The 24,540-nt window shown below is 36.5% G+C and carries 19 protein-coding genes and 1 rRNA gene; 8 read left to right on the plus strand and 12 right to left on the minus strand.

Annotated elements, in window-relative coordinates:
• From T529_RS0102755 to T529_RS0102765, 3 genes are all read right to left on the minus strand, one after another.
• A 16S ribosomal RNA gene (locus T529_RS0102755) occupies positions 1-148 on the minus strand; the annotation flags it as partial.
• A 233-nt stretch (positions 149-381) separates the two neighbouring features.
• Positions 382-822: an HAD domain-containing protein gene (locus tag T529_RS0102760; RefSeq protein WP_033162098.1), complete on the minus strand. Its 441-nt coding sequence runs from the start codon at positions 820-822 to the stop codon at positions 382-384.
• 45 nt (positions 823-867) lie between these two features.
• On the minus strand, positions 868-1,221 hold the full coding sequence (locus tag T529_RS0102765) for a hypothetical protein (RefSeq protein WP_074732842.1): 354 nt from the start codon (positions 1,219-1,221) through the stop codon (positions 868-870).
• A gap of 179 nt (positions 1,222-1,400) precedes the next feature.
• Here T529_RS0102765 and T529_RS0102770 point away from each other — a divergent pair, with 179 nt between their 5' ends.
• Positions 1,401-4,181 carry an FAD-dependent oxidoreductase gene (locus tag T529_RS0102770; protein WP_156032142.1) on the plus strand — a complete coding sequence of 927 codons (2,781 nt, stop codon included), beginning with the start codon at positions 1,401-1,403 and terminating at the stop codon, positions 4,179-4,181.
• 32 nt (positions 4,182-4,213) lie between these two features.
• Here T529_RS0102770 and T529_RS12450 read toward each other — a convergent pair whose 3' ends face one another.
• The 3 genes from T529_RS12450 to T529_RS0102785 all read right to left on the minus strand — a co-directional run bounded on the left by T529_RS12450 (position 4,214) and on the right by T529_RS0102785 (position 7,646).
• Positions 4,214-5,488, minus strand: coding sequence for an MYG1 family protein (locus T529_RS12450; protein WP_051646817.1), 1,275 nt, complete (start codon positions 5,486-5,488; stop codon positions 4,214-4,216).
• Positions 5,489-5,689: 201 nt separating this feature from the next.
• Positions 5,690-6,469 (minus strand): Cof-type HAD-IIB family hydrolase, encoded by a 780-nt coding sequence (locus T529_RS0102780; protein WP_033162100.1) that lies wholly within the window; start codon positions 6,467-6,469, stop codon positions 5,690-5,692.
• Positions 6,470-6,653: 184 nt separating this feature from the next.
• Positions 6,654-7,646, minus strand: a complete 993-nt coding sequence (locus T529_RS0102785; RefSeq protein WP_033162101.1) for a LacI family DNA-binding transcriptional regulator — start codon at positions 7,644-7,646, stop codon at positions 6,654-6,656.
• 224 nt (positions 7,647-7,870) lie between these two features.
• Here T529_RS0102785 and T529_RS0102790 point away from each other — a divergent pair, with 224 nt between their 5' ends.
• Genes T529_RS0102790 through T529_RS0102805 form a run of 4 tightly spaced genes read left to right on the plus strand, consistent with a single transcriptional unit; the run spans position 7,871 to position 14,576 of the window.
• Positions 7,871-10,006, plus strand: coding sequence for a PTS transporter subunit IIBC (locus T529_RS0102790; protein ID WP_074732612.1), 2,136 nt, complete (start codon positions 7,871-7,873; stop codon positions 10,004-10,006).
• A complete protein-coding gene (locus tag T529_RS0102795; protein ID WP_033162102.1) occupies positions 10,007-10,813 on the plus strand; it encodes an endonuclease/exonuclease/phosphatase family protein in 807 nt (268 codons plus the stop codon).
• Complete coding sequence (malQ, locus tag T529_RS0102800; RefSeq protein ID WP_033162103.1) at positions 10,810-12,294, plus strand: 4-alpha-glucanotransferase; 1,485 nt, start codon at positions 10,810-10,812, stop codon at positions 12,292-12,294. The genes T529_RS0102795 and malQ overlap by 4 nt, the downstream gene beginning before the upstream one ends.
• 14 nt (positions 12,295-12,308) lie before the next feature.
• Positions 12,309-14,576, plus strand: coding sequence for a glycogen/starch/alpha-glucan phosphorylase (locus T529_RS0102805; RefSeq protein WP_033162104.1), 2,268 nt, complete (start codon positions 12,309-12,311; stop codon positions 14,574-14,576).
• A gap of 553 nt (positions 14,577-15,129) precedes the next feature.
• On the opposite strand, the gene T529_RS0102810 is transcribed toward T529_RS0102805, so the two are convergent.
• The 5 genes from T529_RS0102810 to T529_RS0102830 form a co-directional block, all read right to left on the minus strand.
• Complete coding sequence (locus tag T529_RS0102810; protein WP_033162105.1) at positions 15,130-16,599, minus strand: glycoside hydrolase family 1 protein; 1,470 nt, start codon at positions 16,597-16,599, stop codon at positions 15,130-15,132.
• Positions 16,600-16,674: 75 nt separating this feature from the next.
• Positions 16,675-18,570, minus strand: coding sequence for a beta-glucoside-specific PTS transporter subunit IIABC (locus T529_RS0102815; protein WP_033162106.1), 1,896 nt, complete (start codon positions 18,568-18,570; stop codon positions 16,675-16,677).
• Between the two features lie 139 nt (positions 18,571-18,709).
• Entirely contained in the window at positions 18,710-19,546 is an 837-nt protein-coding gene (gene licT, locus T529_RS0102820; RefSeq protein WP_033162107.1) for a BglG family transcription antiterminator LicT, read from the minus strand.
• Between the two features lie 214 nt (positions 19,547-19,760).
• The gene (locus tag T529_RS0102825) at positions 19,761-20,852 is read right to left on the minus strand and encodes an APC family permease (RefSeq protein ID WP_033162108.1); all 1,092 of its coding nucleotides are present in this window, start codon (positions 20,850-20,852) and stop codon (positions 19,761-19,763) included.
• Positions 20,842-21,516, minus strand: a complete 675-nt coding sequence (locus tag T529_RS0102830) for a LytR/AlgR family response regulator transcription factor (RefSeq protein WP_033162109.1) — start codon at positions 21,514-21,516, stop codon at positions 20,842-20,844. The genes T529_RS0102825 and T529_RS0102830 overlap by 11 nt, the downstream gene beginning before the upstream one ends.
• Positions 21,517-21,653: 137 nt before the next feature.
• On the opposite strand from T529_RS0102830, the gene T529_RS0102835 reads away from it, so the two are divergent.
• The 3 genes from T529_RS0102835 to T529_RS0102845 are packed head-to-tail and all read left to right on the plus strand — an operon-like array spanning position 21,654 to position 23,538.
• The gene (locus T529_RS0102835) at positions 21,654-22,481 is read left to right on the plus strand and encodes a hypothetical protein (protein ID WP_033162110.1); all 828 of its coding nucleotides are present in this window, start codon (positions 21,654-21,656) and stop codon (positions 22,479-22,481) included.
• The gene (locus T529_RS0102840; RefSeq protein WP_033162111.1) at positions 22,471-22,926 is read left to right on the plus strand and encodes a hypothetical protein; all 456 of its coding nucleotides are present in this window, start codon (positions 22,471-22,473) and stop codon (positions 22,924-22,926) included. The genes T529_RS0102835 and T529_RS0102840 overlap by 11 nt, the downstream gene beginning before the upstream one ends.
• 12 nt (positions 22,927-22,938) lie before the next feature.
• Positions 22,939-23,538 carry an ATP-binding cassette domain-containing protein gene (locus T529_RS0102845; protein WP_033162112.1) on the plus strand — a complete coding sequence of 200 codons (600 nt, stop codon included), beginning with the start codon at positions 22,939-22,941 and terminating at the stop codon, positions 23,536-23,538.
• Between the two features lie 337 nt (positions 23,539-23,875).
• On the opposite strand, the gene T529_RS0102850 is transcribed toward T529_RS0102845, so the two are convergent.
• Positions 23,876-24,532 (minus strand): DeoR/GlpR family DNA-binding transcription regulator, encoded by a 657-nt coding sequence (locus T529_RS0102850; protein ID WP_033162113.1) that lies wholly within the window; start codon positions 24,530-24,532, stop codon positions 23,876-23,878.
• Positions 24,533-24,540: the final 8 nt, after the last annotated feature.

Raw genomic sequence — 24,540 nt, forward strand, 5'->3', positions numbered from 1 at the left:
GTTTCCAGCTGTTGTCCCCCTCTGAAGGGCAGGTTGCCCATGTGCTACTCACCCGTTCGCCACTGAGCGCCGAAGCGCTCCGTCCGACTTGCATGTATTAGGCACGCCGCCAGCGTTCATCCTGAGCCAGGATCAAACTCTCCATCGTCTCATGGAGAGCATCTAGCTCTCTCTATTGCTTGCATTCTTCCGAATGTCTTTTCTTGTTTATCTGACGTGTTTCTGTTCAGTTATCAGTGTTCGGCTGCGTCCCTCTCGGGACTGCTCGCCTATAGTACCACGCATCTCCGCCCTTTGCAAGGGTTTTTCTCAAAAAAGTGAAGAAAGTTTCTCTTAAGCGATATTTGAGGCTTCTAAAGGCATATTTAGAGTCAATTCTCATTATAAGGATAGGGCCCTTATGATTTCTGGGATTTGTTCTTCTTTTAAGCCTGTCATTTCATCACTCCTAATGACATGTTTTAGAAAACTTCCTTTTAAGAAATCAGGAAACATCCAATCATCAATGACAACATAATGCTTCACATCATGTTTCTTTATATACTGCCTGATTGCCGTTCCTCTTAATATTCCTTTTTCATTCGTTTGATCCGATATATGAATATCATATTGTTTAAGAGTATCCGTGAGATAGTCATACATTTGTTGATCTGCTTGCCATGTTGACGAAAGCACAATGTCCGCATCCACTTCCTTCATCAGTTTCACCAATACCCTCACATTTCTTTCATCTACACCAATAAAACCTGTTGTTTCAACAATATTGCTGGTACTTGCATTATTCAGTACACCATCAATATCTAAAAATATCACTTTATCCATTAATCTCTCCCTAATTGAATAGGGGCAATTAAGCCCCTATAATGATTAATAAATTTTCTTACCATTAAGATAGACATTAAAGAATCCATTCTTATCATAGTCAGCACGAATATCTAAGTTGGCATTATCTGGCAATACAATTTTAACGCCATAGACCGTATTATGTTCATGATTTTCGCCAGTATAAGCACTTGCACGTATTTCTGCAACTCTTGGCTGACCATTTTCATCAAGATATTCATTTTGGATTTCTGACCAAGCTTCTCTTACCGTTAACGCATTCTCTTCTTCATCTGGAACTTTTTGATAAGCCTTCATATAGGCATCAAGAGTATTTCTTGCAGTAACCTGTGTGATTGGTTCATTATCATGATAGAGGTACACATTATAGTTTTTCATACTTTCATCTCCCTTTTTTGTATCCGCTTTCATTTCTATTACCATTCTAAATGATTTTTTGTTTTGTGTTAAGTAATAGGCACTATTTTGTTTTTATTACTTTTATGTGAAATATTGTTTTTGTGGACTTAATTGCACTAAAATGAATATAGATATTAAACATTATAAGAGGTAGGTACATGATTAGAGAAGATTATAAGAACTATATGTTCAATGATTCAGACTTTCTTCCTGATGATTACAAGTGTGCTGATGAAGAAAAAGCTAAACTCATCAAGAAACTTGTCGTGATGATTACAAGTGATATGAAGATGGCACTCTCGAAGAAAGTACCTGAAAACAATCCTGAATTTTGGTTGATTGATCGTTTGTTGGAAAAAGATGAAATACGCTTTATGTTATCATTCAAGAAAAAGCGTACTGTTAAACTGACAAAGTATGAACTTGCACAAAGAAATAATATGACGCCTGATGAAGCTGAAGCGATGGCAGAGAAGATTGCAGGAATCGGCTTATTGGAATTCGACCGTGATAATAGCGCGCATCATAAACAATACTTCGTACCACAATGGGTCGTTGGTAGTGGTGAATATATGATGATGAATGGTAAGTTGCTTGAGAAACATCCCGAAGTCGCAACCTTCTTCAATTACGCTTCCAGTGTTCCAGTCGGCAAAATTGCCCACATGGTTCCTCCTGGAGGTGGGGGCATTGGGATGCATGTCATCCCGGTAGAAAAGGCTATTGAGGCAAATAGCAAAGCCGTTTCCCTTGAAAAACTTTCCTATTGGCTTAAAAAGTATGACAAGATTTGTGCCGATATTTGTTCTTGTCGAAGACAGCAGACAATTCGTGGAGAAGGTGATGGTAATGTTGAAGATTATTATTGCTTAGCTGTTGGTGATATGGCGGAATATATTGTTGAGTCACATAAAGATGCCCATTATATTACCTATGATGAAGCCATGGAAATCTTACAGAATGCTGAAGAAAAGGGTTATGTGCATCAGATTACCAACTTAGATGGTGAAGACAAGATTGTGGGTATTTGTAATTGTAATACATCAACATGTAATGCATTGCGTACTTCTCAGCTCTTCAACACTCCTAATCTATCGGCATCGGCTTATCGTGCCCATGTTAATCCCGACAATTGTGTTGGCTGTGGAAAATGTGTCGAAATATGCCCTGTTGGAGCTGCAAAGCTCGGTCAAAAGCTATGTTTGAAAGATGGTGAAAATCAGACATATCCATTAACTGAATTACCAGATGCGACAAAGTGGGGTCCAGAAAAATGGAATAAGCATTTTAGAGAAGATGCAAAACTACATACTTATAAAACAGGTACAGCTCCATGTAAGTCAGCCTGCCCTGCTCATATTGCTGTTCAAGGCTATATTGAACTTGCGAAACAGGGTCGCTATGATGAGGCCTATAAATTAATCATGCAGGATAATCCATTACCTGCTGTATGTGGTGCTATTTGTAATCGTCGCTGTGAAGATGAGTGTACAAGAGGAACTATTGATGAGGCTGTAGCAATCGATGAAATCAAGAAGTTCGTATCTCTTCATGCATTAAGTCATGATAATCTCTATATTCCAAAATGTTCTAATGATATTGGTAAGATGTGGGATGATACTTACAAGGTTGCCATTATTGGCGCTGGTCCTGCCGGTTTATCCGCCGCCTATTATTTACGTATGCATGGTTATCCAGTGACAATCTTTGAAAAAGAAGAAGAACCTGGCGGTATGTTACGTTATGGTATTCCATCCTTCCGTTTAGATCGCACTTTGATTCAAAAAGAAATATGTGTGATTGAGAAAATGGGTGTGAAGATCGCATGTGGTGTCAATGTTGGCAAAGATCTCACCCTGCAGGATTTAAGAGAACAAGGCTACAAAGCATTCTATCTTGCCATCGGTATGCAGTCAGGTCGAAAAATCAACATATCCAATGAAGAATATGCCCTCAACGGTGTTGAATTCCTTAACCGTGTTAACCATGGTCAAACAGATATTTTAAATGGAAGAACTGTTGTCATTGGTGGTGGTAATGTTGCGATTGATGTTGCTCGTACAGCCGCAAGAATCAACAGTTCAAAGACAATGATGTTCTGTCTCGAATCACCAAAAGAAATGCCTGCAGATATACAAGAAGTTGAAGAAGCCTTACAGGAAGGCGTTGATATCAATTATGGCTGGGGACCACAGGAAATTGTTGTTGAAAATGACAAAATAAAAAGCATGATCTTTAAGCGTTGTATCCAGGTTTATGATAAGGACGGTCATTTCCATCCAATCTATGATGATACAACAACTAAAGAAATACCATGTGATCATATCTTATTAGCCATTGGACAAGCACCAGTCTTTGGGCATTTATTAGATCATAGCTTGGTTGAAGTAAGAGAGAATGGTACGATTATAGCCGATCCAATAACAAGACAGACAGGTGAAGCAGATATCTTTGTCGGTGGTGATATCTATCATGGTGCACGTTTTGCGATTGATGCGATTGCCGATGGTAGAGATGGCTATGAGTCCATTCACCGTTATGTCCACAAAGGGCAGTCACTCACAATTGGGCGTGATTTACGTCATTTTGATGAACTCGATAAAAACAATATTTCTATTGAAAGCTACGATAATGCTTCCCGTCAGATTCCTGGTTTAAAGAAAGTGGCAAAGAGCTTTGATGACTTACGTATGCCTTTTACAGAAAAACAAGTCAAGAATGAAACGAATCGTTGTCTTCATTGTGGTGCGACAATTGTTGATGTTAACAGATGTATTGGATGTGGTTTATGTACGACAAAATGTGAATTTGATGCCATTCATCTGACAAGAGATAAACCAGAAAATACAAGAATGTTCACTGCTGAAAATGGTAAATTAAAGGCATTTGCCCCTTATGCCATAAAGCGTTCCATTAAAATAAAAATGAAAAAAGACTAAAAAAGAGCTCTATCGTAATCATGCGATAGAGCTTATTTCTTTTGACTTTCGGTATAAGCTATGATGGCTTTCGCTAGGGCAATCGTTGCTTCAAAGCTATCCGTGCCGCCAATAAAGCCATTGGGATGAATGAAGCGAGCTTCCTTAATACCTGTTAACTCAGCTAATTCCTGGTCCCTTTTCCCACACCATTCCTCTGGCACAGTTATACGTGTGTCAAAGCTTGCCGGTGAGAGCGGAATACCCTGGTAGTTCCAGCCACCTCTTTGAGAAGGAAAGACAACGAGATAGACATCATTGGCCTTAGGACTTTCTGATTTTAATAATGTCCCTTTCCATGGAGCAAACTTCTTTAATACGACAATATGATCCTGGGCTAAATCAATACATTGTTCAACATAGTCATTACCACAAAGACGACTTGCTTCTGATTCAATACAACGATCAAAAATCTTTTCAAGCATGGCTTCTCCCTGATGCTCTCCTAGAATAATTGCGATTTGTTCAATGGGATAGGAAGTAATGCCTTCATATTCTGGTCGTTCATAGGAAAGTGGATCAATAAACATCTTGCGGACATTATGAACACCTTGATGGGCATGCTCAACAGGACACCGGTAGTATGTCAGAACATCTTCTCCATATTCGTCCCACATATCCAAAGCATTACCTTCTTCATTATAAATAAAGCAGTTTGCCTTATTGGCAACATTAAGCACAAGCTTCTTTAAGACTTGATCAAGCCATTCATAGCCTTTATCCCAGTCCAGTTCCTGATCCTGATAAACAGTTGTCAAATAATCAACATATCCACAAAATACAGTATGAGCAAAGCTAACCGATTCAAGAAATGCTTCATCACTTGTCTTCTGTGCATTCCAGAAGGGATTGTTGAGAGAAATAACACTGGTGATAGTCATAGGAGCACGTTCACCTTCGCCATTATCTAAAGCATCAATAGGCATAATGAGTTGTTCATCGATATCCAAGAAATAATCTTCCAGATTATCTTCAATACCCATTTTCTTAAGAACTTCCTTGCCATAATCACGCCATATAAGCCCAACGGATGAATAAGCAATGCCATTCTCTCTTCTTACCTTATCTTCCTGATGATGGTCGTAGTTACCTAAGCCAACATCATAAATAAAGGCATCTTCTTTCGCCTCTTCTACCTCACCTACTCTTGCAAGCAAGATTTCATCATAGAGTATTTCAAGTAATGCCGTTGCCATGACTTCATCGGCATGGAAGGAGCCAGCATGAGTTATAAATTTTGCTTCTTTTTCTTGTACAATTTTGATCATAATATCACCACAAGTATTATATCGAAAAAAGCATAAAGCACAATCATTATATCATCACTCTATTCTTCTATAGGTTTAAGATGAGTTTGATCCATATGGCATCGAGGACAACAATCAAGATCACTGACTGGTCTTTCTTCTAAATCCTCATCATAAATATATCCTCAGATATCATACTTATATTTCATCATGATCACCTTTCTATATAATATGGAAGTGTTTTAGTGCAGTCACAACGCCATCATCATCAACAGAATCTGTTACATAATTGGCACAGGCTTTGACTTTTTCTTTCGCATTGCCCATAGCTACGCCCATTCCTGCATATGCCAACATATCCATGTCATTGCCACCATCACCAAAAGCCATAACATTCTCTCGATCATAACCATAAGCTTCTAAGACATGGCTGATGCCTTGTGACTTAGAACAATCCTTATCAACAATATCGCAAGCACAGTCCCACCATCTTGTAACTTTCAAATTCTTAATGCCCTGAAGAAGCTCTGCATCCTGTTCTTCTTTTGTTCCAACCATCAACTGATAGACATCGTGATCAAGGACATTTTGTAAATGTTTGTCGCCATAATTTGTGATTTTTAATTTCGCAAAGCTCATATAGTCTTCAAGAGCCTTATTGAGTCCAGTCGCACTCATTTCCTTAACTCCAGCAACCAATACATCTTCACCCATTATCTTGGCATTATGTATAAGCTGCTCAATATCCTGCTTATCGAGAGCATTATGATAAAGCACTCGCTCTTTTGTATAGCTATAGCCGCCATTAAAACAAAGATAGCCATCAAAATTCACACCATCAAAATGTGGCATCATATAGGGTGCTCTACCGGTCGCGATAAAAATCTTAATACCACGTTGTTGCACTTGGCGAAGCGCCTGGATTACACCGGGTGTTAAGCCATCATTATGGAAACTTTTCAATGTTCCATCAATGTCAAAAAAGATAATTTTTATATCCATTTCCTTACCTCTTCATAATAGATTTCTTAGATATATACGAGAATACTATGATTATACACGATGTAAAAGATTTAAAACAATCAACATGTTACTATCTAGCTAGCCTTAGAAAAATATTTTGAAAAAATCTTCTAAGGATTGTATTTGTTTATACGATATTATATTGTGAATGTGAAAAAAATGACTATACACTTTTAACACTTTGTCGCTTTCTGATTGTAAAAGGGACGATTGTTCTTGTCGCAAACATTGTTGGTGTTTCAATATGTTTGACAATCTGAACAACAGCCTCCATGCCTAACTGGTTTGGATTGACATCGATTGTTGTGAGTGGTGGATTGGCAAGACGGGCAAAGATAGAATTATTGAAGCTAATAAGAGAAATATCATCAGGTACCCTCTTTCCTACTTCATCAATCAAGCGTGTCATAATAACAGCATAAATGTCATCACATACGACAAAAGCTGTTGGACAGTTTTCACTTCTAAGCAAGGAAAGAATGTCATCCGGACTATAGGTATAGCTTGAAGAAAGTGTATGAATGTAATTATCACGAAGAGGATAGCCTGCTTCGGTAATAGCTTGTGTATAGCCAATGCGGCGATCCAAGGCATATTGGGCATGTTTTTCGGCTCCAATATAGCCAATCTTTTTATGGCCTTTACTAATGAGATATTTCACAGCTTCATAGCCAGCCTGCACATTATCCGTATCAACACTTAATGAAGTGACAGATTGCATAGCCGGTTTACCAATGACAATATAGGGAATCTCATGTTCAACCATATAATGCGTAAGGGCTTCATTGATATCAGCATAGAGGAAGATATAACCTTCACAGTTTGCAATCTCAATACTGGTTTTAATTTCTCTGAAATCAGCACCAGTAATTAAATTAAGGGTGTAGTGCTCTTTATTACAGAGATAACTAATACCACGGACGATTTCAAGATAGAAAGGATTTTCGTAAACATCGACCATTGATCTTGGAAAGACAACCCCAATCGTATGGGTCTGTAAATGGCTTTTGTCATAAACATAGCCAAGTTCATCCATAACAGCTCGTACCTTAGCTTTTGTCTCTTCGCTGATGGAATAATGATTGTTGATGGTACGAGAGACGGTTGAAGGCGATACACCTGCCTTTTTTGCGATATCTTTAATTGTTATTGCCATAAAATCACCTCACACCTATTTTTCGCTTAAATCATGCATTTGTCAACCGTTGCACTATGATTGCGCCAAGATATGCATAATTGTTGCGTAAATAGGCAAGAATATTGCGTAAACTATCTTGTGAAAGCTTTTACATTCTATAAAATAGGATGTGTAAAGAAAAGAGATGGAATGAAACGGGAAAAGAATTCTATCTCAAAAACCCATTACAGGAGGAAAAAGAAATGAGTAAGGGGAAAGTTTTAGGTATGCCTATTAAGGGCAAAGTCGTGCCAATCACAGATGTCCCAGATCCAGTCTTCAGCGAGAAGATGATGGGTGATGGATGTGCCATCATTCCAGAGGACGGGAAAGTTTATGCACCTGCAGACGTTACAGTCAAAATGGTGGCTCCTACAAAACATGCAGTTGGTTTAATGACTGATGATGGTATTGAAATTCTCATTCACTTTGGTCTTGAAACTGTTAACTTACAGGGTGAAGGATTCACTTGGCATGTTAAAGAAGGTCAGGTTGTTGAAAAAGGTGATTTATTGTATGAAGCTGATTTAGATTTCTTTAAATCTAAAGGCATTAATACGATTACACCTGTTGTCTTCACTAAAGCAGAAAACCTTGAAGGTAAAAAGCTGATCATCAAAGAAGGTCATCATGAAGCTGGACAGGATATGCTTGTTATTGAAGATGCACCTGCAAGTAAAGATGTTCCAGCTGAAGGTAAGAAGAAAAAAGGTATTAACTTTGATTTCTTACAGAAGTTAGGTAAAGCTTTAATGACAGTTATCGCTGTTATGCCTGCTGCTGGTTTAATGATTTCTCTTGGTAAAGTTGTTCAGATGTTCGGTGCTGATGTCTCATTTGTGATGACAATTGGTACTGTTATGGAACAGATTGGTTGGGCTGTCATCAACAACCTACATATTCTCTTCGCCGCTGCTATTGGTGGTAACTGGGCTAAAGATCGTGCCGGTGGGGCATTTGCTGCAGTAATCGCATTTATCTTAATCAATAATATTACAGGTACAATCTTTGGTGTTACAGCTGACATGGTTAACAGTGCAACTACTGTTTATACGCATACACTCTTTGGTGCTAAGATTCCAGTCAGTGGTTATTTCACAACAGTACTTGGTTCTGCTGCTCTTAATATGGGTGTCTTTGTTGGTATTATTTCCGGTTTCGTTGGTGGTGTTGTCTACAACAAATACTACAACTTCCGTAAATTACCAGACGCTCTTTCATTCTTCAATGGTAAACGTTTCGTTCCATTAATGGTTATTGTTCACTCAGTTGTTATTGCTATCGTAATGTCAATTGTATGGCCATTCGTTCAGGGTGCTATCAATGCATTTGGTGTCTGGATTGCCCAGTCTTCTAAGACAGCTCCATTTATCGCACCATTCGTATATGGTACATTAGAACGTCTCTTATTACCATTCGGTCTTCATCATATGCTTACAATTCCAATGAACTACACTTCATTTGGTGGTACATATACTATCTTAACAGGTGCTCAAAAGGGCAAAGAAGTATTCGGTCAGGATCCATTATGGTTAGCTTGGGTTACAGACTTAATCAACCTTAAGAAAGCTGGCAACATGTCTGCTTACAATCACTTACTTACAACAGTTACTCCAGCTCGTTTCAAAGTAGGTCAGATGATTGGTGCTACTGGTATGTTAGCTGGTTTCTCTCTTGCCATGTATAAGAATGTTGATAAAGATAAACAACATAAATATAAATCAATGTTCGTCTCTACATTCCTTGCTACATTCTTAACTGGTGTAACTGAACCAATCGAATTCATGTTCATGTTTGCAGCTGTTCCACTTTACCTTGTTTATGCAGTCCTTCAGGGTCTTGCTTTCGCAGCCAGTGACTTAGTACACTTAAGAGTACACTCATTTGGTAATATCGAATTCTTAACACGTATGCCTATGTCCATCCAGGCTGGTCTTGGTGGCGATATCATTAACTTCATCATTGCTTGTATTATCTTCGCTGTTGTTGGTTACTTTGTTGCAAACTTCATGATCAAGAAGTTCAACTTCGCTACTCCTGGTAGAAATGGTAACTATGATGACATGGAAAGTGATGAAGCATCTACTGCCCATGAAGGTAGTGCTCAGGTAGAAGCTATTATTAACTTACTTGGTGGTCGTGACAATATTCAGTTAGTTGATGCATGTATGACACGTTTAAGAGTTACTGTTAATGATATCAATAAAGTTGCTGATGTTGACGATTGGAAGAAGGAAGGTGCCAAGGGACTCTTGAAGAAGGATAATGGTGTACAGGCTATCTATGGTCCTAAAGCTGATGTCCTCAAGTCAGATATTAATGACGCTCTTGGAAAATAAATGAAATTACTGACATTAAATACGCACTCACTTAGTGATGCAAATGAAGACAATAAACTTAAAGCAATCGCTCATGTGATTTCAAGTCGTGATATTGATGTCATTGCCTTACAAGAAGTGAATCAAACAATGAATGCAAAGAGTATTTCTTGCGACGAACATTATGTTGGAAGAGATATCATTAAAGAAGATAACTTTGCCCTTGCTTTGAGTAAGCTTCTTGAAGGCAAGTATTATTGGACATATATTCCTGTGAAAGTTGGCTATGACCGTTTTGATGAAGGTCTAGCCATCTTTTCTAAGCATAAAATTACGGCTAGCGAAAACACATTACTCACTACGACAAACGATTATTCTTTCTGGAAGAAGAGAAACGCGCTTGGTGTTGAAATCACCAAAGGTACACAAAGCTTCTACGTCTACACTGCCCATCTTGGCTGGTGGGATGATGATGAAGAGCCTTTTATCAAACAATGGAAGAAACTCAAAAGTGTAGCAGCTTCAAAAGATATGCCCGTTTATCTTGCTGGTGACTTCAATGCTCCCGATGTATTGAAAGATCAAAGCTATGAAACTATAAAAAATGATGGCTGGAAAGATACCCGTGATCTTGCCAAAAAAGTATCAGGTCGTTTCACTGCTCAAGGCAAGATTGATGGCTGGGATGAAGCTGTTGATGGTATGCGTATTGATTATATCTGGTGTAATCGTGATGAAAATGTATTAAGCCATGAAGTGATCTTTGATGGGAAGAATGAACCTGTTGTTTCAGATCATTATGGTATTTTGATGGAGGATAATTTATGAGAAAAAGTGGTGTGCTTCTATCTATTTCTAGTTTGCCTAGTAAATATGGGATTGGCTGCTTTGATGAAGCTGCCTATAAGTTCGTTGATGACTTAGCAGAAGCTAAACAGACATACTGGCAAATTCTTCCTTTAGGTATTACAGGATATGGTGATTCACCTTATCAGTCTTTCTCTACTTTTGCTGGTAACCCATATTTCATCTCTTTAGATGAATTTGTAAAGCGTGGTTATTTAGATGAAGAAGACTTACCTGAAGCTGATGTGAATAGCGATAAAGTTAATTATGAATATCTATATGAAAATAGATATCCATTGTTAAGAAAAGCTTATGAAAATTCCAATATTGTTGAAGATGCAGATTTTCAGGCTTATTGTGAAGAAAATAAATGGTGGCTTGATGACTATGCGCTCTTTATGGCAATCAAGGCATCTTATGATAATCAAGGCTGGGAAGTCTGGCCTCGTGAATTACGTTTAAGAGATGAAGAAGCACTTAATGCAAAAAGAGCTGAGCTCGCTAGTGAGATCAACTATCATAAATTCCTTCAGTACTTTGTCTGGACAGAGTGGTATGCCTTAAGAGCTTATGCCAACAGTAAAGGGGTAAAGATTATTGGTGATATCCCTATTTATGTAGCATTTGACTCATCAGATGTATGGGGTCAGCCAGAGCTCTTCCAGCTTGATGAAGATGTTAAGCCAACAGCTGTTGCCGGTGTACCACCTGATGGTTTCTCAGCAACAGGACAGCTTTGGGGCAATCCACTTTATGACTGGAAGAAACATAAGGAAACAGGTTATGCCTGGTGGATTCAGAGAATTGCTTATTGTAAGAAAGCTTATGATGTTGTACGTATTGATCACTTCAGAGGTTTTGATGAATATTTCTCTATTCCTTATGGTGATGAGACAGCTGTTAATGGACATTGGGAAAAAGGTCCAGGCTATGACTTATTTAAGACTGTTGAAGAATCTTTAGGCAAGCTTGATGTCATTGCCGAAGACTTAGGTTACTTAACGGATACAGTTAAGGAAATGGTTGCGCAGTGTGGCTATCCTGGCATGAAGGTCTTTGAGTTCGCTTTTGACTCACGTGACTCTTCAGGTGCAAGCAACTACCTCCCACATAACTACACAGAGAATTCTGTTGTTTATACAGGTACACATGACAATGAAACAATGATGGGATGGTTTAAGAATATTCATCCTGAAGAAAGACAAATGCTTAAAGATTACTTACATACAGATTGTGATGATGATGCAACACTTGTAGATATGAGCATTGATTGTATCATGGCAAGTAAGAGTGATAAATGCATTATCCCAATGCAGGATTATCTCAAACTTGATAATAGCGCACGTATGAATCAGCCTAATACATTAGGTATTAACTGGATGTGGCGTTTAAATGCCAATGACTTTACTGATGCGTTAAAAAATCGCATGCGTGATATTACAGAAAAAACAAACCGAATTTAAAGGAGAGACACCCGATGGATGTTAAAACGTTAATTGAAGAAAGAGTTCAGACATTATTCAATCTTTCATTAAAGGATTGTTCTGATGAACAAGCTTATGTTGCTTTATTAAGTGTTGTTAAAGAATTACTTGAAGATAAGAAGACAATTGAAGGAGACCGTAAGGTTTACTACTTCTCTGCTGAATTCTTGATTGGTAAATTAATGAGTAATAACCTCATTAACTTAGGTATTCGTAAGGAAGTTAAAGATTTATTTGAAGCGAATGGCAAGAGCTTAGCAGAAATTGAAGAAATTGAAGCTGAACCTTCTTTAGGTAATGGTGGTTTAGGTAGACTGGCTGCTTGTTTCTTAGACTCTATTGCGACTTTAGATCTTCCAGGTGATGGTGTTGGTTTAAATTATCACTTAGGCTTATTCAAACAGGTCTTTGACCACAACAAACAGTGTGAAACACCAAACCCTTGGATCGATGACCACTCATGGCTTATTCCTACAAACAAACACTATACTGTTGATTTCAAAGACTTTTCTCTAAAATCTGAATTATATGATTTAGATGTTTTAGGTTATAAGGGTAATAAGAATAAATTACATTTATTTGATATTGCTTCTGTTGATGAGCATATTGTTCATGATGGTATTCAGTTTGATAAATCTAATATCTTAAAGAATTTGACTTTATTCCTCTATCCTGATGATAGTGATGAAGATGGTCGTAAATTACGTATTTATCAGCAATACTTCATGGTATCAAATGGTGCTCAGATGATTCTTGAAGACATCAAGAAGAGAGGTATTAGCTTAACAGAATTAGATAAGCATGTATGTATCCAGATCAATGATACACATCCATCAATGGTCATTCCTGAATTAATTCGTTTACTGATGCAAGAAGGCTTGACGATGAAACAGGCAATCGACATTACTTCTAAGACATGTGCCTATACAAACCACACAATCTTAGCCGAAGCATTAGAAAAATGGCCAATGTATTATCTTGAAGAAATCGTTCCACAGTTAGTTCCAATCATTGAAGCATTGGATGCTGTTGCAAGTGAAAGATGTGCTGATGAAAAAGTAGCCATCATTGATTCCAACAAGACTGTTCATATGGCTCATATGGATATTCACTTTGGTTTCTCTATCAATGGTGTCGCAGCTATTCATACAGATATCTTAAAAGATACTGAATTACATGATTTCTATAAGCTCTATCCAACACATTTCAACAATAAGACTAATGGTGTGACATTCAGAAGATGGTTATTATCTTGTAATGAAGAATTAACAGCATTTATCGATAAGCTTATTGGTGAAGGCTATAAGGAAGATGCCAACAAGCTCGAAGAATTACAGAAATTCGTTGATGATGATGCAGTTCTTGAAGAATTACTTGCCATCAAGCAGACAAAGAAAGAACAATTAGCTCACGTTATTGAAGCTAAGGAAGGCATTAAGCTTGATCCTTCATCAATCTTCGATGTTCAGGTTAAGAGATTACATGAATATAAGCGTCAGCAAATGAATGTTCTCTATATTATCTACCAGTACTTACAGATCAAAGCTGGCAATAAGCCTGCTCATCCTATCACATGTATCTTTGGTGCGAAAGCAGCTCCTGCCTATATTCTTGCCAAAGATATCATCCACACAATCCTCTGCTTACAGCAGATCATTGACAATGACCCTGAAGTATCACCATACTTAAAGCTTGTGATGGTAGAAAACTACAATGTGACATATGCAGAATCTATTATTCCAGCAGCTGATTTCTCTGAACAGATTTCATTAGCTTCTAAGGAAGCTAGTGGTACTTCAAATATGAAGTTCATGTTGAATGGTGCTGTAACATTAGGTACTGATGATGGAGCCAATGTTGAAATTCATGAATTCGTTGGTGATGACAACATCTATATCTTTGGTGCTAAGGCAGATACAGTTATTGCCCATTACCAGAATGGGGATTATCACCCACAGGATGTTCTTGCAAATGATCCTGAATTAAGAAAACTTGTAGACTTTATTGTCAGTGATGAAATGAAAGCTATTGGTGATCAGGAATGCCTTTACAGACTTTATAATGACATGACAAACAAAGACTGGTTCATGGCATTACTTGATGCTAGAGACTATATCCAGACAAAAGAACAAGCTATTGCCGACTTCAACGACAGAAAGGCATGGGCTAAGAAGATGCTCATTAACATCTCTAAAGCAGGCTTCTTCTCAAGTGACAGAACAATTGCTCAGTATAATGAAGATATCTGGAAACTTAAATAAGAACTTAGGCCAAGTGAAAACTTGGTCTTTTCTTTTTATGAAAGGACAATAGTGTCATTCTATGGTGAACTATAAGCTACAGGGCATTCTCCAAAATGGGTTCTATTGTACAAAAAATGAGAATAAAGCAAAACGTTAGGCACTGACAAAGGAAGGTTAATCTATTGTAAATAGTTTTATCATTTCCAGAAGTGTGTGATGATAAGCTTGACTTTGTAGCTAAGTCTAGAAATGTAATGATGATATGGTAGAAGGCCCAATGGCCAATGATCAAATATTAAAAAAGGTGATTGGATTGGGTGATTTTGACATCACAAAGGTAGATCAAGATATAGCCAAAATAATACCTCATGCACATGATATGGGTAGAGTCTATCAACAATGAATTCTAGTTTCCATGAATACTAATGAAGATTATCTCGATGGCATAATACGTGTATATAATAATGTCTTATGAGATTGCAAGAGGTTATCAAGGAGGTGGATTCGAGCAATAACAAGATTCATAGTTTTATGATTGTATTGAAAAAGGACACAAGTGTGCCCTTTTTACTTAGTCAAGATCCGCACCATTAGAGGCAATGACTTTCTTATACCAATAGAATGAATCTTTGCGGCTTCTTGCCATACTTCCTTTACCTTCATCATCCATATCGACATAAATGAAGCCATAACGTTTACGCATTTCACCAGTACCTGCTGATACGAGGTCAATACATCCCCATGTTGTATAACCGATGAGGTCTACACCATGTTCAATCGCTTTATTCATTTCAATGATGTGCTGACGATAGTAGTCAATACGATATTCATCATGAATGCTGCCATCTTCTTCTACCTTGTCATATGCACCTAAGCCGTTTTCAACAACCATAAGTGGTAATTCATAGCGGTCATAGATAACTTCAAGATAGTAACGTAAGCCTTTTGGATCAAGTGCCCAGCCCCAGTCTGAGTATGTAAGATATTCATTTCTAGCCCCTGCTACGAAGTTACCTGAAACTTTGTCTTTAACTTCATGTGTTGTTTCAAGTGAGCTCATGTAATAAGAGAATGTGTACATATCAACAGTACCACGTTCTAAGTCTACAAGATCTTCTTCGGTAATATTGAGGTGGACATTATGTTCATCCCATAATCTTTTCGCATATGTGCCATAATAGCCCTTAGCCTGGACGTCGCCACAATAGAAGATACCTTTTTCCCAGCCATATCTATTCGCAAGAATATCATTAGGATCACATGTAGCTGGATAACGTGTGATACCACAGATCATACAGCCAATCATATAATCAGGATTGATGGCATGACCAATCTGTACTGCTTTTGCGCTTGCAACAAACTGATGGTGAAGAATCTGGTAGGCATTCTGATAATCTTCATCAGTTGCTTTATTGCCAAACATATCAAGGAACATAACTGTATTGTTGATTTCATTGAATGTTAGCCAGTATTTTACTAAGCCATTATATTCTGTAAAACATGTTGTTGCGAAACGTACATAGTATTCAATAAGGTCTCTATTAAGCCAGCCACCTTCATGTTCTTCTAAGTAAAGTGGTGTATCAAAATGCCAGATTGTTACTAATGGTTCAATATTATATTTCTTAAGTTCCATAAAGACATTACGATAGAACTCAACACCTTCTTTGTTTGGTTCTTTTTCAATGCCTTTTGGATAAAGTCTGCTCCAAGAAATAGACATTCTATATGTCTTAAAGCCCATTTCCGCAAATAAAGCAATATCTTCTTTATAATGATGATAGAAATCTACTGCTTCATGGTTTGGATAGTGATACCCATCTAGCACTGCATAATGTGCACCATCTGGTAATGGCTGCTTCTGTAGCTTTTTGCCTGGCTTACCATCTTTGTCAATATATGTTTCATAACGTGGTTCTTTGACCGAACCTCCTGTAGTGACATCAGTTAAAGCTGGTCCACGACCACCTTCGTTCCATCCGCCTTCTACCTGATTGGCAGCTGTTGCGCCGCCCCATAAAAATCCACTAGGAAAACTCATGTTTATTTCCTCCTTCTATGTCCATGTTAGTAAAAAAGAGTGAAAGTGTAAACTTTCATTCTTTTTTTGAAAAATTTAATTAATAATTTTGATAATCTCATCACCAGCAGTGACATTGCCTTCACCAACAGGTAATACATCCAATAAATCTCTTGTATTAGTAATAACGACTGGAGTCTGTGTTTCATAGCCAGCTTTCTTAACAGCATTTAAGTCAACATCAACTAATGGCTGTCCTACAGTGATATGGTCACCCTGTTTTACATGTGCTGTGAAGCCTTTGCCTTCAAGCTGTACTGTATCTAAGCCAATATGAATAAGCACTTCAACACCACTGTCACTTGTAATACCAATGGCATGTAATGTTGGGAATAATGTTGTGACTGTACCATTAACTGGGGCATAGAAATGTCCATCTGTAGGAAGAATACCTAAGCCTGTACCAAGTGCACCTTCCGCAAATGCAGCATCTTTAAGTTCTTTTAAGTTGATAACCTTGCCTGCTACTGGAGATACAATAGATTCTGGTCCTGATGCTTTTTCTGGAGCTTTTGTTTCAGCAGTTTTTTCTTCACTATGATCAAACCATAAGATATATGTAAGTACGAAAGAAATAACCATTGCGATAGCGATACCAATTAACTGTATATACATACCATGAGCATCACCTTTTGGTGAAATATAGTTAACGATACCAAATACACCTAAACCACCCATGATATATGTTGGAGCGTTCATAACAGCAGTAAATGCAGCACCAATAGCACCACCAATACATGAAATGATGAAAGGTTTCTTTTCTGGTAATGTGAAACCATAGATTGATGGTTCAGTAACACCACAAATACCTGATACAACAGCTGGTAAAGCTAATGCCTTACGATTTTCATCTTTCATCTTTAAGAACATTGCGAATAATGCAGCTGTCTGAGCAAATGATACAGCAAATGATGAAGCTAATACGTTATCATAACCTAATGTAGTAATGTTGATCATTGCTAATGGTACTAATGCCCAATGTAAACCAAAGATAACTAAGATCTGCCAGAAGAAACCAACAAGAGCACCACCAACAACTGGAGACATCTTAAATAATGAAGTGAAGCCTGTTGATAAAGCGTTAGTTGCTAATGAAACAATAGGACCAATGATTAAGAAACCAACAGGAAGAGAAATTAATAATACAAAGAATGGTACAAAGAAGTTCTGAAGCATTTCAGGTACAAGCTTCTTAGCAAGTTTCTGAATTTTACCTGCTAATGCAGTTACAACTAGTACAGGAACAACAGTTGATGTATAGTTAGCAGCAATCCATGGAATACCTGCAAATGTCTTATAGTAAGAGCCTAAAATACCTAAGCTACCTACAGCTTTTCCAGCAGCTTTTAAAGCATCAGCCTGGATTGTAGGATAACATAATGCTGCACCAATAAGCATACCAGTTACAGGATTAAGCTTGAATTTCTTAGCTGAAGAATAACCTAACATGACTGGCATAAAGTAGAAGACAGCATCACCAATGGCATTTAATACCATGTATGTACCACTTGTTGCATAACTTGCACCTAATAAGAAGTTCAATAATGCATTTAAGCCTTTAATGATACCTGCGGCACACATTGGGCCTAAGATTGGAGAGAAACAGCCTGAAATGATATCAATAAGCTTGTTGAATACACCCTTTGGTGCTTCCTCTTCTTCATCAGCAGCAGCGCCAGCATTAATACCAGCAATTTCACAAACATCGGCATAAACTGCAGGCACATGGTTACCAATAACAACCTGATACTGACCAGCTGAATGCATGACTGTAACAACACCTGGCATATTCTTAAGGTTGTCATCATTAGCCTTGCTTTCATCCTTCAATTTAAATCTTAATCTTGTAATACAGTGTGTTAATGAGTTGATGTTTTCTTTACCACCAACTTCTTTCAAAATATCTCTAGCGAGTTGTTCATATTTACCCATTTTTTCTTTTTCCTCCGATCATAAATTTGAACAAAATGATGTTATGTACGAAGGTGTGGCCAACTTAATGTCACCATCCAAAAATTACATGAGTACGTTTTTCTTAATCATCTTTCACATCCTTTCATCTATAACACCACTATGACTTATAAACAAGTCTCTCAATATGAATTGTCAGGTACATTTCTTCTTCACCTGATATATCATAGTGATAGCGGTTTTTCACAAATTCTTTAATTCTTTCTGTACATTTATAGGAAGATGGATACTTCTTTTTAATCATTTCAAAGAGATCCATGTCATCTTCATCTTGATATGTTGTTTTATTAATAAGTCTTTGCGCAAAGAATCTTAAATGTGTCATAAAGCGATAATAATAAACATTCTGTTGATCAAAGTCCTTATTAAAAGTACGTCTGATGATATTCATAATTTCCTGCATAATCTGAGTAATCGCATAAATATCTTCAAGATTTCCTTCTGACAATTCTGCATTCACAATATGCAAGGCAATAAAGCCAGCTTCATCATCAGGTAAACGTACGCCAAACTTCTTTTCAATCACATCTAATGCATAAGTACCTATCGTATATTCATCCTGATAAAATCTTTGAATATCCCATAACAATGCATTTTTAATCACAATGCCATCCTTTAAACGCTTAACAGCTGTATAAATATGGTCAGTCAGATCAATATTTATTTTTTCATCAAGCTTCTTACCCAATGTCGTCTTTGCGTAAGCAATGATCTCTTGCGCAAGCGTTACATATTCATAAGGAATGTCTTTTAGTAATTGAGCAAACTGATTTAATGAATCAGGTGAACTTAATACAAATGTCTTATCGATGGCATCAGAACTGATTTCATCACCCTTATGCTTAGAAAAGGCAATCCCCTTTCCCATCACAATCTTCTCTTCACCACCATCAATAATAATCGCAACATTATTATTAAGCGCTTTCTCAATCTTCATGACATCCCCTCCTCCAATAAAAAAACCTATAAATATATAAAGCTGTAACATAAAAACATATTACATATTTATATATTTATAGGTTTAGCTCTTTCGATAACTATCCTTGACGTGTTGTATACTAACATGCGCAAAAAGAAAATGCAACCCCTTTCAAATAAAAATACAACATTTTCATGAAATAAAAATATAAGATATGCAGATAAAGATCATTTCATCCACATATCTTTTGATATTGCATAATCACATAGTTCTCATTCAGCGTATAAGTCATATTTGAATGGAAATAAGCATCTACAGGTTCAATTACTTTTGATGTATAACGGATTTCCAAGATATAGTGATGATCTTCTTGATATTGATCAATCATGATTTTATTAGGTTCTTGACATTGCCTTATGGCATGAGTGATGAGTGTTGAAATAAGTAAGCCATAATCCTGCTTACTTAGAGGGACAAGACCATCATAGTAGGACGTATAAAGCTGAATATGTTTTTCTAAAATAAGGGGAAGCACTGAGGATATGATACGGTTCATTGTTTCCTGACCGGTATGAATCGTATAGGCTTTATTGAGTGTTATAAGAGCATTTTCCAGGGAACCTCTTAGGCTTGTATAATCCTGGTCATTGAGATTTTTAAGTAGGTTGAGGATGTATTTTCTTTGGTGATGTCTTTGAGCTTGTAAGTTATTAAGATTGTCTTCAAGAATCTGATAATTCTTTTCATGAAAAGTTAAGTCATCATTTTCTATTTGCACCTGTTGCACTTTTCGTAATAAGAGAATAGTCATATATACAAGCATACTCACCATAACTAATATGACGAGTAAGCTAGGTGTTCTTTGATTATAACTAAAAAAGAGAATAAGCATATAAAGCGACAGTAAACCACTTAAAGCGAGATAACCAATAGCATGATAGCTTCTTAACTGAAACAAAGCTTTCCTCAGTTTCATTCTTAACAGATAAACAACGATAGCTAAAGTGATATTCCCATATAACATTGCAGCATTGAAATCTAGATGATAACCTAAGAAATCAGCCCCATAAAAACAAAGCAGGACAATAAGAACCTTCATGACAATTAACCCCAATAATACTAATATGCTTTCAAAAGTCCTCTTCCATCCTACGAGCACTATCATTATCCCAATCAATAATCCATAAGCAATGCGCTCATTACTTATAAAACTAAGTCCTATCGCCGCCAACAAAGAAAATAATAAAGTCGTTTGTTTGATGTGATAAAGATAACGGCTCAAAAAGAATGCGATCAGTGCAAAAAGAATGATATCAAAATGCATGATTAACCTCCTTTAATCTCTCTAGAATAGCTTTTTTATGATATCTACTTATTGGAATATGTATTTGATGAAGAATAAGTTCTTGGTTTTCTAGAGCTATTACATGTTTGAGATTGACATAGTAAGAGCGACCTGTGCGCATGAAATAAGGCGATGTAAGTTTTGAAATGATACTCTTGAGCTGGCTATTTACTCTAAGTTCTGAGTCTTTGAGATGAACAATAGTAATATGGTTGAAGCTTTCGCAATAGTAAATATCTTCTTCGTTAATAATGTATGTTGCCCCTTTAATAACAAATGAAATAGTATGATGAGGTGTGAGTTCTCGCTTAAGTTCTTTGAGGACAAGAGGAAGTTCTTTTTCTAAATTCTCTTTTCTAATAAAATCAAAGGGATGCGTATTAATAGCTTTATAGACGAGTTCATTATGATTAGTAATAAAAACAATACATGTATGGGGATGAAGTGCACGATATTCTCTCGCAAGCTCTAATCCTGATTTTTCTGGCATATCGATATCAAGAAATAGTGCATCATAATATATCTTGGTATCAAACACTTTAACATCTTGAAAACATGTGCATTCCATCTCATCACCCACAAGTTTCTTGATTCTTTCTATATCTTCTTGATCATCATCAATGATAGCTAACTTAAAGCTCATAAATATTCCCCTTTACGCTTACAAAGTGTTCATTAACGCCCACCCTATTCTCATCCTCTCCCTCCTCTATTATGATAAAAGCAGAGAAAAGAAGCAATAAACTTCAACTATTCTCATTTTTATGAAAGGATGATTATATGGTGCCATTACTCTTAACAAGAAGACAAAAAATACTTTTCATAATCTATTTTCTTTTGATCATCATCACAACACTTATCACTTATCAACAAGAATATGCCAATGTCCCTGCTTCTGAACTCATATTAATGAAAAAGCAGATGCCTGATATGGGCATATCCTTCTTCTATACAATGCAGGAAGTGGGATTATATCTCTATCAGTTCTTTCTTATCTGCCTCATACTTAACAATATCATCAATACACAATTACTCACCCTAAAACAAAATCATCATGACTATATGATCATCACAAGACTCACAAAACAAGAATATCATCATAAAGATATGTGCTTGAGTTTTATAAGTGCCTTTATGATCATGTTGATGACTCACCTCTTAACAATAATGACAATAAAATGTCTAATGCCCTTTCCTTTGGGAAGTTTATTAGGTGAAGCAGTTGATCAATATCAACTCATTCCTATGAATGCCGGAATGAATCTATTGCTTTATATTATTCTATCATCCATTGGTGGTGGTATTCTTGCCTTATTCATGTTTTGTTTACAGGCATATATACATAATATTTATCTCTATCGTGTATTAGGGCTTATTTTAGGTTTTTCAACACTATTAGGAGGTATTCTTTTAAGTGGCTTATTGAGAAATCTTCATTTAGACATACTTGTACAATTGATCTTGTTTATACAGACAATCAACCTTACTCATCCAGGTATTATCCTCAACACTTTGTTTCATGGTCCTCTTTTATTGGCTTACTTTGGTTCTCTATGTTTTTATGTGTTTATGATAATACTTCTTTATAAAGGTAAACATGATGATTAAAGGAACAGTTGTTTATATCTTGATGATGCTGTACTTGTTTTTTGTGCATGTTCCTCATCAAGTAGACTTTGTCTATATTATTACTAGTAATCACTTTATCGCCCTATTTCTCAACAATACTATTCTCATTATATGTTTCCATGAAATAAGAAAGCTAAAACAAATCTATTATCCATTATGTGTAAGACTTAAAAAGCATACAAACCTTTATATCCACACAAGGATTACAAGCTATACATTATTAATGCTTGGTATTCAGTATGTTTTTGTAGCTGCTTTATTTGGTTTGCATCATACACCATGGCATCTTCTCTTCGCGCATACAATCTTGCTTCTTCTTTGTGTAAATATCATAGGATTACAATTTCAACACAAATCCAATCTTCTCTATATTCTTTTGCCTATTTCACTCAATCTTATTGAACATTATTTGATTTTTAATTAGAAAGGAGTCACCATGCCCACAATAACAATAAACAATCTCTCAAAATCATTTCAAGAACACCATGTCATTCAAAATCTCAATCTCACCATTGAATCAGGCGATTGCATTTACATCCATGGCATGAATGGATGTGGAAAAAGTACTTTATTTAAAATAATTGCCGGTATTCTTAAGCCTGATTGTGGGACTATAGAAGAAAGTGATGATATTGAAATTGGTGCGCTTATTGAGAATCCAGGTTTTATTGAAACTGAGTCACTTTCATATAACCTTAAGTTTCTTGCCAATCTTAAACATCACTATGATCAAAATAAGATCAGTCATCTCTGCAATCTCTATCATCTTGACTATAACGATAAAACAGCCATCAAGAAGTACTCACTAGGAATGAGGCAGAAAGCTGGTATTATCCAGGCTATTATGGAAAACCAGAATATCATCTTGCTTGATGAACCAACAAGAGGACTTGACAAAGAAAGCATTCAAATCTTTATCCATCATATTAATAACCTAATCTTAGAAAACAAAGCTGTTATCATTGCCTCACATGATTACCATGAAGATATACATTTCACAAAGATATATAAAATGGAAAACGGTCATCTTATTTGATATGCCCCCGCTTACGGTTAATGCTCTTGCTTTATCATCCTTGATTGTGACATCAGCAACCTCAATTCTTTCAATAGCATCTTTGAACTGAGGAAGATATTTTTCATGGGCAATATCTCGCACTCTCTTGTCTTTAGCTTTTCTTCTTACTTAATCATGCATTGGGCAATGCGTTTCTCTTGTTCTGTCAGGCTTGAATCTTTTAACTTCTCAATTAACAACATATTCTTACCATCCTATTCACATACAACAACCTGTGTCATTTCTTTTAATTTCTGCAAACTCTCTTCATCTATCTCATCATCAATATAAAGCGCATCAAAATCATAAATATCATTCATCTTAAAGAAGTGCTTTTCCCTAACTTTGTATGATCACAAAGCAAATAACACTTATCACTTTGTCGCATAACAGCTTTCTTAACAACCATCTCAATCTCTTTGCTCGCTGTTATGCCATATGCAGGATCAATAGCTGAAGTGCCAAAGAACGCCTCATCAAAATGAAAGTTCCTGAGATACTCCACTGTTGCATAATCAAAAGAACCACCATACTGATCTAAATAGAGTCCTGGTGCTACATAGAGATCAATATTCTTACGACTTACAAGTTCCATGACAACCGATAATGAATTCGTTACCACACTCATTTTCATATCAGGTATTAAACGTACAAGTAATGTCAATGTTGTGGAGGTATCAATATAAATATGATGACCTTCTAAGAATAATTCAGATGCTTTTCGTGCAATCTTTCTTTTGGCATCATAATTGATTCCTTCACGTTCATTAAACATAGAAATAGGTGAATAGGCTGCACGTTTACGTACCCCACCAAAGAACAATTCCACACTCCCTTGTTTTTCTAAGAAATGAAGATCTCTGCGAATAGTCATCTCCGAAACTTTAAATTCTCTCGCTAGCTCTTTTACTTGCATATCCTGATGTTCTTCTAGTAATTGTTTAATCTTTTCATGACGCTCTATACTATTCATTGTTTATT

The sequence above is a fragment of the Sharpea azabuensis DSM 18934 genome (assembly GCF_000702165.1).
Taxonomy (GTDB): Bacteria; Bacillota_I; Bacilli_A; order Erysipelotrichales; family Coprobacillaceae; genus Sharpea; species Sharpea azabuensis.